Raw genomic sequence first — 14,562 nt, forward strand, 5'->3', positions numbered from 1 at the left:
CTCAAATTTTACCGAAAATCTACAATTCTATCTTCTAGTTTTTACCCAAATTGTCCTATGCCTATTGGTATTCCCAAAGTTCCCTATCGTCTCCCTGGTGGCAACTATGAGCAATGGATCGATCTCGAAGATCGTCTATTTCGGGAGCGCATTATTTTTTTGACAGAGGAAGTAGATGACGGTATTGCCAATGCAATTGTCGCTTATTTGCTCTATTTAGATTCTGATGATCAGACAAAGCCAATTTATCTGTATATCAATTCTCCTGGTGGATCTGTCACCGCAGGCATGGCTATTTATGACACCATGCAGTACATCAAATCTGAAGTAGTGACAATCTGTGTTGGGTTAGCAGCTTCAATGGGTTCTTTTCTATTAGCTGCGGGTACTCAAGGTAAACGTCTGGCTCTGCCTCACTCCCGCATCATGATACACCAACCCTCTGGTGGAACTCGTGGACAAGCAACTGATATCCAAATAGAAGCTCAGGAGATTCTGCGAATTCGTAGTCAGCTAAATCAGATTTATGCTGATAACACGGGTCAAGCGTTGTCCAAGATTGAAAAAGATATGGATCGTGATTTCTTCATGTCTGCTCAAGAAGCTAAAGAATATGGTTTAATTGACCGTGTGATTGAAGAACGCTTGTAGAAAGGGAAAAATAAATTCAAAATTCAAAGTTGAAAATTTAAAAGTTGAAATTCTTGATTTTGAATTTTTAATTTTGAATTTTGAATTGGAGTAAAGCAACATGGATATCGGAGATTGCTACCGTTTATTGGGGTTAAGGTCTGGGGCCTCTTTTGCTGAAATTAAAGCGTCTTACCGCCGACTGGTACAGAAATATCATCCCGATATCAACCCAGATGATGAAAAATCTAAAGAAAAATTTATCGCTTTGACTGAGGCTTATAAATTCCTACAAACGGTTGTACCACAAGAGGAAATAGCCCCAAAATCAATTAATTCATCTGCTGCATCAGCTTTTGTAAGTAATTACACTGAGGCAGAACCCCAGGAGTCTGCATCAACAACCACTGTGATGCCACATCCACCGACGGTAGAGGATATAGAACAACGGTTAAAGTGGAAGACTTATGAGCAGTTGCAGCGGTTTTTACAAGAAAAACGTTTTCCTCAAGCGATCGCACTGGTGGAAGCTTTAGCAGCAAGATTGCCAGAAGATATAGAAGTACGTCAATGGCAAGCGATCGCCTATCAAATCTGGGGAAGGGCTTTAATCGCTGCAAAACAACTCCCAAAAGCTAGAATCTATCTTAAAAAGGCTATCAAGACAGATCCTCACAATAAGGCTCTGTTAATAGAAGTCCAACGAGATTTTGAACATTTGGGGATTAAATTCTAAAATTTATTGATATTAAGCTCATTTCTGGGCATGAATATAATCCACAAAGTAAAATTTAGGAATCAGCCACAATTGCAACCAAGAATAAATTCCCAATCCTAAAAGTGCTGTAATGACGACTGGTAAACCTACCTGAATACGCAAATTATCAGGCAGGATAGCAACTCCAGCCAGAGTAATCACAAAATAGGACAAAAGCACAATTTGCAATCTTTGTAAATTTTTCAAAGCATTCCTACAGCTACTGCAATGTTGGGTATGTTGTTTGTAACGATCCAACATCACAAGACGGTTATCATTGATTTTGGTCTCTGAAACACTAATTCCTACCTGATTCCAAGGTAGTTGACCATGACAATATTTATCGAACCAAGTCCGAAACTCAATCACTAATCGATCTGCGCTTGTAGGCAACTTATAGGCAGTTTTCCAACTTTCATTTTCTTGTTTTTGTTGAAGTAAATATTCTTGCTGATTTAGCAGCATCATATCTCCGTCTAAAACTAGATTCCGGATTTTGATGTGTTCCCACCAACGGGGTGTAAGATAATACAGCGTGTTGGCAAAGTTGCGGGTAAACTGAGCTACAATTCTACATTTACCTGGTAACACAGGAATACAATAGGTAACTAGTCCAATTTGCTGATCTGAATTAGGAATACTGATTGCATATTCCAAGCGACAGGGTGGTTCAAAAATAATTGAAGTTTGAAAACGTCCAGAAGTATTTACTTCAATTAAATTTACTGTTGATTTGCTAATTTTAATATCTATGGGTTGTGCATTTTCTCGCTTACCCTGTACTCCATGATGAGCAAAAGGAACATGACTCGGATCTGCTACATTTTCAACTAGAGTTTGCCAATCGTATTCTAAATCACGAACATAAGAAGACCACACAAAACCTTTGTTAGCATCTATTTGTGGTGATAAAGGTAAGGCTGTAGTTGCTGCTAGTTCTGCTGTTTTTGCATCAGGCCAGACCCAAAGTAAATCATTTTCCTCTCGCACTGGTAGGGAAACTACACAAAAATTTTGTTGATTTTTAGCAACAAGTTCAGGATTCTCAGCTTGGGGAATAACAGTACAGATACCTTGCTCATCAAATTGCCAACCATGATAACTGCACATCAAATTCCCTGTCTTCTCGTCAACACGACCCTCGCTTAAGGGTGCTAGACGGTGAGGACACTGATCTAAAAATACTCGGTAATTCTCAGATGATTTCGGTTTCCATATCACTAACCTGATTCCTAATAAAGTAACGGGAACTGGACGCTGTGGATTCAGGTCTATAACTGGTGAAAGAGGATACCAGTGCTGAAAAAAGTTAAATTCAGCTTGCATTTGATTTTTTCTAAGAAGATTAGATAACTAGGGTGTAATAAAAATTTTATGTCTCAATCTGCAATCACTGTCACCATTAAATTGTTTGCTGCTTATCAAGAAGCTTATGGTTTGAGCGAATTAGTGCTGGAATTTCCTCATGGTACACCAGTAAAAGCGGTATGCGATCGCTTCATCTCTGAACACCCACAACTCGCAAAATGGCGTGAAGTTACCCGTTTTGGTATCAATCTCATCTTTGTCGAATCAGACACTCCTCTCAAAGATGGTGATGAAGTCGTACTCATTCCACCCGTTAGCGGTGGTTGAGGAGGCAGGAGGCAGGAGGCAGGGGGCAGGGGGCAGGAGGCAGGAGGCAGGAGGCAGGGGGCAGGAGGCAGGAGGCAGGAGGCAGGGGAAGAAAAGATTTTTACCAGTCCCCAGTCCCAAATCTATATCCGACAAAAATAGTCGGGTATGTTTGACGTGCAATTTTGCTCGTGTTACTATCATTTCAAAGTTGACGGAAATACGGGGACAGCTAGTTTATGACTCAGGCGACAGTAAACTTAAACCAAGCCAACACTTCCATATTGAAAGCACTGAAGTGTAAAGAATGTGGCGCAGAATACGAACTAAAAGCCAGTCATGTTTGTGAGTTGTGCTTTGGTCCATTGGAAGTTAAGTATGACTATGATGTTTTGCGTCAGTCTGTCAGTCGAGAAACTATTGAAGCTGGTCCCAACTCGATTTGGCGTTACCGTCACTTTTTACCCGTTGCTACCGATAACTATATAGATGTGGGAACAGGTATGACTCCCCTGGTACGTTCCCACCGTCTTGCCCGTCGCCTGGGTTTAAATAAACTTTATATTAAAAATGATGCCGTCAATATGCCCACCCTGAGCTTTAAAGATCGGGTGGTGTCAGTTGCACTCAGCAGAGCTAGAGAATTAGGATTTACCACAGTTTCTTGTGCAAGTACCGGCAACTTAGCAAATTCAACCGCTGCGATCGCAGCCCATGCAGGTTTAGATTGTTGTGTATTCATACCCGCCGACTTAGAAGCTGGTAAAGTATTGGGCAGCTTAATCTACAGTCCTACTCTCATGGCTGTAAAAGGAAATTACGATCAAGTTAACCGCCTCTGCTCAGAAGTTGCAAATACACACGGCTGGGGTTTTGTCAACATTAACTTACGTCCTTATTACTCCGAAGGTTCTAAAACACTAGGCTTTGAAGTTGCAGAACAACTGGGCTGGGAACTACCAGATCATATAGTTGCACCTCTAGCTTCTGGTTCTCTATTCACCAAAATTTATAAAGGGTTCAAAGAATTTACAGAAGTTGGTTTGGTAGAAGGTAAGAATGTTCGTTTCAGCGGCGCACAAGCAGAAGGATGTTCCCCCATCGCCACAGCATTTAAAGAAGGAAGAGACTTCATTCAACCAGTAAAACCCAACACCATCGCTAAATCTATCGCCATAGGCAACCCAGCAGATGGGGTTTATGCAGTAGAAATCGCCCAAAAAACAGGCGGTAACATTGAATCTGTCAACGATGCGGAAATTATCGAAGGCATCAAACTACTGGCAGAAACTGAAGGTATCTTCACAGAAACCGCAGGTGGTACAACCGTTGCGGTGCTGAAAAAATTAGTAGAAGCTGGCAAAATTGATCCAGATGAAACTACAGTGGTTTACATCACAGGCAACGGTTTGAAAACCCAAGAAGCAATTCAAGGTTACGTTGGCGAACCTTTGACTATTGATGCCAAACTTGATAGTTTTGAACGGGCGCTAGAAAGATCCCGCACACTTGATCGCCTAGAATGGCAACAAGTTCTTGTTTAGTCCTGAGTCAGTGGTCATTAGTAAATTAATAAGACCACTGATAATTGATAACTGATAATTGATAACTGATAATTAACTATGGCTGTAACTGTTTTAGTTCCTACTGCTCTGCAAAAATTTACAAATAACCAAGCTACTCTAGAATGCAGTGGTAGCAACATTTCCGAATTATTTGACTCCTTAGAGGAAGCTTGTCCTGGTATCAAGTCGCGTTTGTGTGATGAAACAGGAAAACCAAGACGCTTTTTGAACTTGTATGTCAACAGCGAAGACATCCGCTTTCTACAACATACAGAAACTCCCCTCAAGGATGGAGATGAAGTGAGTATAGTTCCTGCTGTTGCGGGTGGTTGATATATTTTAGAAAATATTAGCCAGCAACAAAATATTTATTGTCTGGGTGGTGTTGATTTTTCTTGCCATGCCAGATTATTTTTTGGCGTTATTAGTTCAAAATTAGTGGAAATTCTCAAACAGCGATCCGAATAAAATGAGCATTATGTCAAAATGAGAGTGAATGACTATCGCAAGGTGAGCAACTCGCTCTAAAAGCTAGATAAAGGATTGACCTGAGAAATGGCAGAAGAAACCAATCAAAATCAAGCGGGAGAAGCGGCTCCCAGTCGTGATGTACCAGTAGCATCAAACCTTCCGACAGCTAACACCCCAGATCCCCAAACAGCAAACCCAGCAAACCCCAATGCTGCTGTACCTGCTGGAGAAAAACCTGCTGCTGCTGCTAAACCTGCGGCTAAAAAAGAAAAACCTCCTGCGGTGGAAGATAAACCATTTGAAGAGTTTATCCAGCAAGAATATTTACCAGCTTTGCAAAAGGCGATCGCACAGGAAGGAGTACCAGACGTACAATTGACATTTGCCAAGCAGACCTACCCCATTGTTGGATTTAACTCAGCCGAAGAATGCTGGCAAATAATCGGCTCTTGGCAAAATGGACAACGACAATTTAACGTCTATTTCCCCGAAGCAGATATTCAAGGAAAAAAGGGATTTTCTTGTAACGAAGGCAAAAAACCCAGCACCCTGGAATCTTTCTTAATAGATGAACGTAAAATTACCCTTGATTTATTGGTATCTCGCCTAGTTTACCGTTTAAACGGTCAAAAATGGCTAGGTAGAAATTAATTATTGGTCATTGGTCATTGGTTTTGTACAAGTGCTTTTTGTTGCTACAATTCGTGAAAATGATAAGTAACGACTCCAGTAATGGGGTCGTTATCTATTCTCACATAACCGGATTGCATCATTTCTTTTAGCACTTTTTCCACTTCTGCAAAACCAGCACCAGTAGCCTTCACACCTTGAGTAACCGTTAAATAACCGCCTTTACTTTCTGCCGCTTCTAGCAATTGAACCATTAATTGGTTGCCAGTTGGGCGGTAAACTTGAGAATTTACAACTGGTTGATTGAGTGGTAAACCTAAAGGTGACAAACCTGCTTTAAGTCGCAAATTTTGTTCATATTCATCCACCATTCCAGGAACTAGCAGTAAATCTACAAGCTGACCTATGTAAAATAACCCGAAAGTACAAAACCATAACAAACCTGTTCCAATCTTGCCATTGTACAAGCGGTGTAAGCCGCCAATACCCAGAAAACCAGCAGCACACAAGATGTAAGAGGCAACTAGACGATCTTTATTAGGATTGTTTTGTGTATTCATAATTGTTTGTCAACTTTTGTATTATCATTATTTCTTTACTTAAGCTTATTAATACGTATAATAATTCAAAATCCAACCTCAAACCTGAGATTAATGATCTTAGGAGACTACAAATTTTCAACTCTGGATTCCGTAACAACTAAAGATTTGTTGCAACTCTTAACTTTTTATTTGCCTTTTTCGCCCCTAGACCTTGCTACACTGTATTTCATACAAATGTAATTATTGTCCTTAGTTGCACCTTGCCAGAGCATAAGCTTTAACTATTTGGTGTACTCAAAATTAAGAAAAACAAAAGAGCAATCAAGACATGGTAGATTCCCTAAAAAAACCAGGCTTTGAAGAAATGCGTCCTGGAGTTAAAGTCCCTTCCAGAGAAACCCTTTTAACACCACGGTTTTACACAACAGACTTTGATGAAATGGCGCAGATGGATATCTCCGTCAACGAAGACGAGTTACAAGCCATCCTCGAAGAATTTCGAGTTGACTACAACCGCCATCACTTTGTTCGGGATGCCGAATTTGAACAATCCTGGGATCATATTGATGGGGAAACTCGCCAGTTATTCATTGAATTTCTGGAACGTTCCTGTACTGCGGAGTTTTCCGGCTTTTTATTGTACAAAGAACTTGGCCGCCGTTTAAAAGATAAAAGCCCTTTATTAGCAGAATGCTTCAACCTCATGTCACGGGACGAAGCCCGTCATGCTGGGTTTTTGAACAAAGCCATGTCAGACTTTAATCTGTCCCTAGATTTAGGTTTTTTGACCAAGAGCCGCAGTTATACCTTCTTTAAGCCCAAATTCATCTTCTACGCCACTTATCTTTCTGAGAAAATTGGTTATTGGCGCTATATCACCATTTATCGCCATTTAGAATCCCATCCTGAAGACCGGATTTATCCAATTTTCCGCTTCTTTGAAAATTGGTGCCAGGATGAAAACCGCCATGGTGACTTCTTTGATGCCGTCATGAGAGCGCAGCCACAAATGCTCAATGATTGGAAAGCTAAACTATGGAGTCGCTTCTTCCTGTTGTCAGTATTTGCAACAATGTATCTAAATGACATCCAACGGAAAGATTTCTATGCTTCCTTGGGTTTAGATGCGCGAGAATACGACATTCATGTCATCAAGAAGACCAACGAAACCGCTGGACGAGTCTTCCCACTCATGTTGGATGTAGATAATCCAGAGTTTTATCAGCGTTTGGATGTTTGTGTCAAAAATAACGAAAAATTGACAGCCATTTCCAACTCTAATACCCCCAAATTCCTGCAATTCTTCCAAAAACTGCCAATTTACGTTTCTCATGGTTGGCAATTATTAAACCTATACCTGATGAAACCCATTGATGCGGTTTCTGCTCACGGTCAAGCTCGGTAATTTAACTTGATCGTCAACTTAATTGTGTAAAAATATCAGTGGTTCTGTACACAACAGAGCCACTTTTTTGTTGTTATTAGCATAGGATCAAAGCTGTGTGTCACGCCAAAAATCTATTGTAGGGTGCGTCAGACTGCATAAATCTGGTGAATAAACAAATTTTTGATATCTGACGCACCTTACCAATCTGCCAGTTACGTAAGTCCTGTAGCAGATTTAGGAATCAAATCCTAGCAAAACAGCGTCAACCCTTTTGGGAAATTAAAAATTCAAAAAAAGTCATAGCATTTTAGATTTTGGTAGAACTTATCTAACAGGTGGAATTTATATGTTTAAAGGTTTTAGGAGTAAACTAACACTCCTGGTAAGTTTTTGCTTATTAAATAGTTTTAGCTTGTTACCTGCATCTGCTGTTGATGTTTGTGAAACAAGCACTGGTAAAGGAAGCTTGAAAATAGCTGAACGTTACGACCGAGATGGGGAGAGAGGAAGTGATGGCCGTGCTGGAAGAGATGGACGCAGTGGACAGAACCAAACTATTTCTGCTGGTTCACCAGTAAATCTTGACCTATCAGGTACAAATGGTGAAGATGGGGAAGATGGAGACAACGCTTCTAGTCCCAGATGTGGCAGAGAATACAGTGAAAACGTTAATAGAGATATTAATGCTCCTGATGGTGGTAATGGTGGTGTCGGTGGTAAAGGAGGAGATGGGGGAAACGGAGGTTCTCTCACGGTTTATTACACCAATTTGACAGACCTGCGGAACATTTTTGTCCGTGCGACAGGGGGAGAAGGTGGACGGGGTGGCCGTGGTGGTCAAGGAACAACAGGCTGTAACTGTCGCCGCAGAAAGTGGGAAGTAAAAAGCTGTAAAGGGACTCCTGGCACTCCTGATTATAAATGTACTAACAAAGTTTATCGGTGTTACGACGGTAGAAATGGAAGTGATGGGAGTGATGGACGGGATGGTAAGCGTGGCAGCTTAGGAACTTTAAGTATCATTAATAGTAAAGAAGCATTAGCAAATGATAAACCAACTCAGACAGTAGCCATTTCTGAACTAGCAAATCAACAGTTCAACCTTTCCAAAAATAAATGGCAAATACGTCAAGGTGCAGTTTCTTTATTAGCTGCTGGTTCTGTAATTGCAGATGAATATCGAGAATTTGAACGGCGTTTAGAAGGAACATTTAAATTAATTTGGCAAGAAAAACAGCCTATTGCTAACTTTGCAAATCAAACTGTCACACTCAATTTAAATGATAACCAACAAGTAGAAATTGCCTTTCCTGAAGATATGTGGATTGATGGTAATGCCAAGATTCAGGATAAATTGACAGAGTTTACTGTGAATTATGCAATTCCTCAAAAAGAGGTAACACGGTTAGCAGTCTCAGAATTTTCTGGTGCAGGACAAGAATTAAATTTAAAAATAGTTGATTTAGCAGCAAAATCTGATTTAATCAATACTCAATTTAAAGTAAAATACCGGGCAAGGGATAACTTTTCAGGTGCTTTTGATTATCAGACTTTTTATGAAGGAGAAATTCCTGCTACATTGGTGAATCGTGAATATAATCGTTTCACTCTGTCTTTAGGTAAGCTAAAAATTCCTAGTGATGCCCTTAGTTCTGGTACAAATGTTGAGATTGAATTAGTAGCAATACGGTCTTTAGGTGGACGTTCTGCACAACAAACTCTCAGATGGCAAGGTGCGATTCGCAGGAGTAGATAAGTAGAAAGCTGTAGACAGAAGGTAAAAACCTTTTCTTGAGCAAGTTCTTCTGGAATTAATTAGTAATTAATTTTTAGAAGATTTACCTTTGTCTTCAACCATTTGGGAGAGAAGATGTCCTGTTAAATCTAGCATCTGATCTAGAAAAACACCGATAATAGCTATGTAGAGTAGAGCATCTATTATATATTTATAATTACCAGCTTGATACCCATTCCAAATCAAAAATCCCAGTCCTTTTGAACCTACAAGCATTTCTGATGTAATAACTGTAAACCAGGCTATCCACAGGCCAATTCTCAGGGCTTTAAATATATAATGGATAGCTACGCGAAAGTTATGATCTTGTTTGCGAAATTGTTGAATTCCTGTGGCTGTTTCCACAATAATTGACCAGAGGACACCAATAAAAACGACAAAAATAGCTGCGGTTTCGTTTTCTTTAAATAGAATTAAAGCAACGGGTAAAAATGCTATGGAAGGAATGCTATTTGGTATTTGAAACAAGCGGCTAAATAGCTGATAAACTATACCATTTAGACCAATTATAAAGCCGATAAATATACCCAAAACAGCGGCAGGAATATAACCTACAAATAAGCGTTGTAGGGTAGCAACAATGTCTAATAATATACTATTTTCCATTCCTCAGTTATGATTTTAAACGTCTGGGGAATCCTGAAGTGATAATACCCAATATATATGGAAGGGAAGAGTTAAAACAGATATAAAAATCTGACTAAATCAAATTTAGCAGTAAATACAAATTTCAGGAATATATTACATATTATTTTTATAATTGAGTTATTTTATCTGAAAGCTAAATTCTGAAAATACGCAAAGTAAATAAAAAGTAAATAAATTTCAACAACAAAATCCCCGACTTCTTACAGAAGTAAGGGATCTAATAGCGTAGCGTGGTATAAGCCATATCCTTAATTTTCACAAATCAAATAGGATTGCTATATCAGCTAAATTATTTACCCAGATTTCGTTTCATTTGTTCTAACTCGTCTTGAGTTTCCCAACGACGAAACTGTTCTTCTAAGTCATCCAATTTGCTAGAATAACTACTAGGTGGATTTTGCCAGGCATTGGTTTCTAAACGCTGCTGGGTTTGAGCTTTAGCCCGTGCTGTTTGCGCTTCGGCTGCTTTAGCTTGGACTTCTTGACGACGTTGTTGAATTTTGCGTAGTAGTTCTTGGGATTGGGTAATGCGTTCTTTTAAACCTTGCATTTGTCCCCATTGTTGATTTCCTTCCCGCAGGAGTGCGTCTTCTCTGGCTTGTGCTGGTGCGGCTAAATCGTCTCTACCTGCGGCTTTGGCTTTTTGGATACGGATGTGCCAGCGTTGTATTTCTTGCGCGGTAGAGAGAATTTCATCTTGCGATCGCTTTTCCTGTAATTGTAAATCTGCAATCAGCTTTAGTGTATCCTCTTCTTGCTCCCGCAGCTGTTCTAACAGCATTTCTAACTCCAAATGAGGGTTATTACGCAAGAATTCTTCTAAACGATCTTCTAAAAACCGGCTTAAATCATCAAATAAACCCACTGTCAGGACTCCAAATTTCGGGGTGTGATTATTTCATTGTAATAATTATTATCAACTATGGCACTTCTGTAAATCCTGATAGCATATACCTGAAGAAAACCATACTAATTTTGAACCAAACATAATTTTAAATTTATTACTACAAATTAGAAAATAATTACCTTAAATTTTGTATTTTCAAGTCTGTATCATCCCAGGATACATAATAAATTAATTTTTCATCTTTTGCCCAGATTCAGGAACAGTGTGAGCTAGTACAGTATCAAAGAATTCCTTTTAATCTTAATTAATAATATAGAATTATAAAGAATATGTAAGCAGTCAGAAGTCAGTAGAGATTTAGCAATACTAAATCTTTACAGGAATCAGAGTATGTATAAATTTCTGAATCCTGATTATACAACTGGTTTAAAAATCTGTCGGCTGACTGCTAAGTGTTGATTGCTGACTGCCGTATTAGCGATAATTGGGATATGCGATATCAAGTTAAGTTGAATAAAATAGATCAAGTATACGCTATTTGGTGTCCTGCTTTACCTGGATGCTGGACAGTAGGTGATTCTGAACAAGAAGCATTAGATAAGATCAAATATGTAATTAAGGACTACCTAGAAGGACTTGAGGAAGTTACTAAAACTGCGGATTTTTACTATATAGAAGTGAAATAATTCTGCTAGTTGTATGGTCACTGTTAAATCCCTTAAATTGGTGTCAACCAGTAGGTAACACCTCGTACAGTTTTATTCTGTAAACCAAACTTTGGTAAACTCTCTTCATCCCAACCAAGATAAGTCCAGTGCGGGATATCATTTTCAACAGTCTGAAACCAACCATTTTGATTTAAAGCTTGTCTTTGTGCGGCGTTAGATACTCTTAAATCAAGTGCTAATCCCCAAAGATGTTGTGAAGTTCCTGGGGGTGCAACTGTACCGAGAATTTTAGTTTCTTTTCCTTGTTGTACTGCTTCTAAAGTTCGATTATTAGAGTATTTTTGCCAAAATCTTAAATTCGTGTTGAAACTACGAGTACAGTCACCAGAATATCCTGATTTGAGAGGAATATTTATGATAATTCTGGCTTTATTAAACGCATCTGCGGCAACTTTTTGCAGGTAACATTCGCTAGTACCTTCAACTAAAGTAACTCGCATATTTCCCTGGAATTCCTGGGTTTCTTGTTCGTTTTCTAAAATGACTTTTGGTGGTAATTTAATTTCTGGTTGCTGATTTATAAATACTGTACCGTAAGCACGTAGTAAAGTATATTCATAAGTATTAGGTCGGGGAGGATTTATAATTTGATGGGTAATGGTAGCTAAAAAACGTTGCTGATTATCTAATTGCTGATTAGGAATAAAGGGTGTAGATGGTGTTGGTTTGATGTTATTTATTATTGCCGTATTTTGTGATGGTTGATAGTAGTTAATATCGCTACTGGCTACTATGGTAAAAAATAGGAAGATGATGATGGCGATAAAAGTTAGTTTTCTTAAACGGCGTTTTAGTTTTGAGTGACGTTTCATTGAAAAAACAAACTAATTGGATAATTTGGGTTTAGTGATATAGCAGAATTATATAAAGGTTTGGGGTTTGGTAAATGAGTGTTTTGGTATTCTATGCTCTTTAGCATAGCAAACAAAGAATAGCAATATTAATTTTGATTAATCAGGGTAAATTTTGCTCCTGCATTACCAGAATTATACTTATAATCAATGCAAAATTAGTATATAATAAATTAATTAACACATCTATCATTTGCTAGTGTATAAATGATAACAGAACAATTAACAGCTATAGAGTTATTTGCTGGTATTGGTGGTTTTCGTTTGGGTTTAGAAAATGCCAATATTGAAACTGTATGGGCAAATGATATAAACGAATTGAGTTGTAAAGTCTATGAAAGTAATTTTGGTAAAGAATCCATCATTTTAGGTGATATTAACAATATTTCCATATCAGATATACCTAATCATAATCTTTTAACTGCGGGTTTTCCTTGTCAACCTTTTAGTCCTGCTGGTAAAAAACTTGGTGTGAGAGATAGAGTTAGGGGTTCATTATTTGAACGTATTGTAGAAATAATAGATGCTAAAAAACCCCAATATTTCTTTTTAGAAAATGTAAAGCGACTTTTGACAATGGAAAATGGCTATCATTTTCGAGTTATTTTGAATGCTCTATCTGAATTAGATTATTTGATCGAATGGAGAATTATTAGTCCTATTAGCTTTGGTATTCCTCAAAATAGAGATAGGATTTTTATTTTCGGTACTAAATTAAAATCCCCGGATATAAATTCTCATGTACTGGAAAATACATCTGTTTTTTTAACGAAGGAAGACCTAATTAATTTGGAGGATATAGAAATATTTATAGAAAAATATATGTTGCCCATATCTACCAATAAAGGAAAAAATTATAATTGGGGAATTGCGTACAAAAATAAGATGTTAAATCTAAATTTGTCTCCTTTACCTGATATTCAACAAAGAAAGCGGCTAAAAGATATTTTGCAAGATGAAGCAGTAGTAAACAATCAATTTTATTTCACAAATGATACCTTAGAACGGATTAAGCACAGTAAGCAAGTGAACCGTTATTGTCAGGGTGTAGAAATATTATATAACCAGGATGGAGGAGCAAGATTGGGTTATACAATATTTGGAATTAATGGAATTGCATCAACATTAACAGCTTCCACTTCAAGACATTATGAACGCTATAAAATAGGTGATAAATTTCGACGTTTAACTAATGTTGAATATGCCCGATTAATGGGTTTTCCTGATGATTGGTGCAGAGAAGCAAGAATTTATGATCAATATGCTTTGTTTGGTAATGCGATCGTTCCTGCTTGTGTAGAGTGGGTATGTAAAAGAATTGGTAGAAAAAATATTGAATTTACTAAATCTACCTGGCAGCAATTAAGTTTAGCTATTTAATCGATTATTTAAAAATATGGAATTATTAACACTCGAATCTCTAAAAACAGCAGCGCGGAGTTTTTGTTTAGAACTGAGTACAACAGCAATTAATAATCTGTATGGTGTTACAGATGGTAAAGCTGTAGGAACTTACGTTGAATCTGCATTTAACCAATATTTATCTACAAGATATGATTATACCCTTGGTAGTGCTGCATTAGGAATAGATTTTCCTGGGTTAGAAGTTGATTTAAAAGTAACATCAATCCGACAGCCACAGTCTTCATGTCCATTTAGAAATGCTAGTCAAAAAGTTTATGGTTTAGGTTATAATATACTAATATTTGCCTATGAAAAAATTGATAATCATACTTCTCGTACTGCTAATTTAAATTTCCAAAATGTTGTATTTATAGATAAACAACGTACTGGTGATTATCAAACAAGCTACGGCTTAAAAGAAATTGTACGGCGTAATGGTAATAAAGATGATGTGATAGCTTTTTTAGAGGAGCGAAATTTTCCGTTAGATGAAATTGGAAAAGAAACACTTGCGGAAAGAATTTTGCATGAACCTCCAGAAATTGGCTATCTAACTATTTCCAATGCTTTACAATGGCGACTGCAATATAGCAGAGTTATTCAGGTTTCTATAGCAGGAACAACAACGGGGATAGAAAATCTATTACTATAGACTGTAAATAGCTTTTTAAAGATTTAATTTTTAATTCCTAA

Annotated in this window: 16 protein-coding genes; 11 read left to right on the forward strand and 5 right to left on the reverse strand. The window is 37.9% G+C overall.

Annotated features, from left to right (window positions below; all coding sequences use genetic code 11):
- Nucleotides 1-57 precede the first annotated feature (57 nt).
- Together ACLLO5_RS00840 and ACLLO5_RS00845 are read left to right on the forward strand one after the other, a co-directional pair.
- Nucleotides 58-651 (forward strand): ATP-dependent Clp protease proteolytic subunit, encoded by a 594-nt coding sequence (locus tag ACLLO5_RS00840; RefSeq protein WP_413173608.1) that lies wholly within the window; start codon nucleotides 58-60, stop codon nucleotides 649-651.
- A gap of 100 nt (nucleotides 652-751) precedes the next feature.
- Entirely contained in the window at nucleotides 752-1,366 is a 615-nt protein-coding gene (locus tag ACLLO5_RS00845; protein ID WP_413173609.1) for a DnaJ domain-containing protein, read from the forward strand.
- 18 nt (nucleotides 1,367-1,384) lie between these two features.
- Here ACLLO5_RS00845 and ACLLO5_RS00850 read toward each other — a convergent pair whose 3' ends face one another.
- Nucleotides 1,385-2,713: a Rieske 2Fe-2S domain-containing protein gene (locus tag ACLLO5_RS00850; protein WP_413173610.1), complete on the reverse strand. Its 1,329-nt coding sequence runs from the start codon at nucleotides 2,711-2,713 to the stop codon at nucleotides 1,385-1,387.
- 48 nt (nucleotides 2,714-2,761) lie between these two features.
- On the opposite strand from ACLLO5_RS00850, the gene ACLLO5_RS00855 reads away from it, so the two are divergent.
- From ACLLO5_RS00855 to ACLLO5_RS00870, 4 genes are all read left to right on the forward strand, one after another.
- On the forward strand, nucleotides 2,762-3,022 hold the full coding sequence (locus ACLLO5_RS00855) for a MoaD/ThiS family protein (protein ID WP_413173611.1): 261 nt from the start codon (nucleotides 2,762-2,764) through the stop codon (nucleotides 3,020-3,022).
- Between the two features lie 218 nt (nucleotides 3,023-3,240).
- Nucleotides 3,241-4,545 (forward strand): threonine synthase, encoded by a 1,305-nt coding sequence (gene thrC, locus ACLLO5_RS00860; RefSeq protein ID WP_413173612.1) that lies wholly within the window; start codon nucleotides 3,241-3,243, stop codon nucleotides 4,543-4,545.
- 78 nt (nucleotides 4,546-4,623) lie between these two features.
- Nucleotides 4,624-4,899: a MoaD/ThiS family protein gene (locus tag ACLLO5_RS00865; RefSeq protein WP_413173613.1), complete on the forward strand. Its 276-nt coding sequence runs from the start codon at nucleotides 4,624-4,626 to the stop codon at nucleotides 4,897-4,899.
- A 222-nt stretch (nucleotides 4,900-5,121) separates the two neighbouring features.
- The gene (locus ACLLO5_RS00870) at nucleotides 5,122-5,688 is read left to right on the forward strand and encodes a DUF2996 domain-containing protein (RefSeq protein ID WP_413173614.1); all 567 of its coding nucleotides are present in this window, start codon (nucleotides 5,122-5,124) and stop codon (nucleotides 5,686-5,688) included.
- A 44-nt stretch (nucleotides 5,689-5,732) separates the two neighbouring features.
- On the opposite strand, the gene ACLLO5_RS00875 is transcribed toward ACLLO5_RS00870, so the two are convergent.
- Nucleotides 5,733-6,227 (reverse strand): TM2 domain-containing protein, encoded by a 495-nt coding sequence (locus tag ACLLO5_RS00875; RefSeq protein ID WP_413173615.1) that lies wholly within the window; start codon nucleotides 6,225-6,227, stop codon nucleotides 5,733-5,735.
- 310 nt (nucleotides 6,228-6,537) lie between these two features.
- Between ACLLO5_RS00875 and acsF the strand changes: the two genes are divergently transcribed.
- Both acsF and ACLLO5_RS00885 read left to right on the forward strand, forming a co-directional pair.
- Nucleotides 6,538-7,614 carry a magnesium-protoporphyrin IX monomethyl ester (oxidative) cyclase gene (acsF, locus tag ACLLO5_RS00880; RefSeq protein ID WP_413173616.1) on the forward strand — a complete coding sequence of 359 codons (1,077 nt, stop codon included), beginning with the start codon at nucleotides 6,538-6,540 and terminating at the stop codon, nucleotides 7,612-7,614.
- 328 nt (nucleotides 7,615-7,942) lie between these two features.
- Nucleotides 7,943-9,352 carry a collagen-like protein gene (locus tag ACLLO5_RS00885; RefSeq protein ID WP_413173617.1) on the forward strand — a complete coding sequence of 470 codons (1,410 nt, stop codon included), beginning with the start codon at nucleotides 7,943-7,945 and terminating at the stop codon, nucleotides 9,350-9,352.
- 66 nt (nucleotides 9,353-9,418) lie between these two features.
- Here ACLLO5_RS00885 and ACLLO5_RS00890 read toward each other — a convergent pair whose 3' ends face one another.
- Together ACLLO5_RS00890 and ACLLO5_RS00895 are read right to left on the reverse strand one after the other, a co-directional pair.
- Nucleotides 9,419-9,997 carry an ABC transporter permease gene (locus ACLLO5_RS00890; RefSeq protein ID WP_413173618.1) on the reverse strand — a complete coding sequence of 193 codons (579 nt, stop codon included), beginning with the start codon at nucleotides 9,995-9,997 and terminating at the stop codon, nucleotides 9,419-9,421.
- 331 nt (nucleotides 9,998-10,328) lie between these two features.
- Nucleotides 10,329-10,904 (reverse strand): TIGR04376 family protein, encoded by a 576-nt coding sequence (locus ACLLO5_RS00895; RefSeq protein WP_413173619.1) that lies wholly within the window; start codon nucleotides 10,902-10,904, stop codon nucleotides 10,329-10,331.
- Nucleotides 10,905-11,377: 473 nt separating this feature from the next.
- Here ACLLO5_RS00895 and ACLLO5_RS00900 point away from each other — a divergent pair, with 473 nt between their 5' ends.
- A complete protein-coding gene (locus ACLLO5_RS00900; RefSeq protein ID WP_413173620.1) occupies nucleotides 11,378-11,572 on the forward strand; it encodes a type II toxin-antitoxin system HicB family antitoxin in 195 nt (64 codons plus the stop codon).
- 32 nt (nucleotides 11,573-11,604) lie between these two features.
- On the opposite strand, the gene ACLLO5_RS00905 is transcribed toward ACLLO5_RS00900, so the two are convergent.
- On the reverse strand, nucleotides 11,605-12,426 hold the full coding sequence (locus tag ACLLO5_RS00905; RefSeq protein WP_413173621.1) for a D-alanyl-D-alanine carboxypeptidase family protein: 822 nt from the start codon (nucleotides 12,424-12,426) through the stop codon (nucleotides 11,605-11,607).
- A 246-nt stretch (nucleotides 12,427-12,672) separates the two neighbouring features.
- On the opposite strand from ACLLO5_RS00905, the gene ACLLO5_RS00910 reads away from it, so the two are divergent.
- A complete protein-coding gene (locus tag ACLLO5_RS00910) occupies nucleotides 12,673-13,845 on the forward strand; it encodes a DNA cytosine methyltransferase (RefSeq protein WP_413173622.1) in 1,173 nt (390 codons plus the stop codon).
- A gap of 16 nt (nucleotides 13,846-13,861) precedes the next feature.
- Nucleotides 13,862-14,521 (forward strand): restriction endonuclease, encoded by a 660-nt coding sequence (locus ACLLO5_RS00915; protein WP_413173623.1) that lies wholly within the window; start codon nucleotides 13,862-13,864, stop codon nucleotides 14,519-14,521.
- The last annotated feature ends 41 nt before the right edge of the window (nucleotides 14,522-14,562 follow it).

Origin of the sequence: Anabaena azotica SJ-1 (assembly GCF_047275885.1) — a bacterium.
In the GTDB taxonomy this organism is placed as follows: domain Bacteria; phylum Cyanobacteriota; class Cyanobacteriia; order Cyanobacteriales; family Nostocaceae; genus Trichormus_B; species Trichormus_B azotica_A.

What these genes read in the sequence shown, in the direction of transcription:
- ACLLO5_RS00840 (WP_413173608.1), top strand. Translation starts at nt 58, where the DNA reads ATGCCTATTGGTATTCCCAAAGTTCCCTATCGTCTCCCTGGTGGCAAC.
- ACLLO5_RS00845 (WP_413173609.1), top strand. Translation starts at nt 752, where the DNA reads ATGGATATCGGAGATTGCTACCGTTTATTGGGGTTAAGGTCTGGGGCC.
- ACLLO5_RS00850 (WP_413173610.1), bottom strand. Translation starts at nt 2,713, where the DNA reads ATGCAAGCTGAATTTAACTTTTTTCAGCACTGGTATCCTCTTTCACCA.
- ACLLO5_RS00855 (WP_413173611.1), top strand. Translation starts at nt 2,762, where the DNA reads ATGTCTCAATCTGCAATCACTGTCACCATTAAATTGTTTGCTGCTTAT.
- thrC (WP_413173612.1), top strand. Translation starts at nt 3,241, where the DNA reads ATGACTCAGGCGACAGTAAACTTAAACCAAGCCAACACTTCCATATTG.
- ACLLO5_RS00865 (WP_413173613.1), top strand. Translation starts at nt 4,624, where the DNA reads ATGGCTGTAACTGTTTTAGTTCCTACTGCTCTGCAAAAATTTACAAAT.
- ACLLO5_RS00870 (WP_413173614.1), top strand. Translation starts at nt 5,122, where the DNA reads ATGGCAGAAGAAACCAATCAAAATCAAGCGGGAGAAGCGGCTCCCAGT.
- ACLLO5_RS00875 (WP_413173615.1), bottom strand. Translation starts at nt 6,227, where the DNA reads ATGAATACACAAAACAATCCTAATAAAGATCGTCTAGTTGCCTCTTAC.
- acsF (WP_413173616.1), top strand. Translation starts at nt 6,538, where the DNA reads ATGGTAGATTCCCTAAAAAAACCAGGCTTTGAAGAAATGCGTCCTGGA.
- ACLLO5_RS00885 (WP_413173617.1), top strand. Translation starts at nt 7,943, where the DNA reads ATGTTTAAAGGTTTTAGGAGTAAACTAACACTCCTGGTAAGTTTTTGC.
- ACLLO5_RS00890 (WP_413173618.1), bottom strand. Translation starts at nt 9,997, where the DNA reads ATGGAAAATAGTATATTATTAGACATTGTTGCTACCCTACAACGCTTA.
- ACLLO5_RS00900 (WP_413173620.1), top strand. Translation starts at nt 11,378, where the DNA reads ATGCGATATCAAGTTAAGTTGAATAAAATAGATCAAGTATACGCTATT.
- ACLLO5_RS00905 (WP_413173621.1), bottom strand. Translation starts at nt 12,426, where the DNA reads ATGAAACGTCACTCAAAACTAAAACGCCGTTTAAGAAAACTAACTTTT.
- ACLLO5_RS00910 (WP_413173622.1), top strand. Translation starts at nt 12,673, where the DNA reads ATGATAACAGAACAATTAACAGCTATAGAGTTATTTGCTGGTATTGGT.
- ACLLO5_RS00915 (WP_413173623.1), top strand. Translation starts at nt 13,862, where the DNA reads ATGGAATTATTAACACTCGAATCTCTAAAAACAGCAGCGCGGAGTTTT.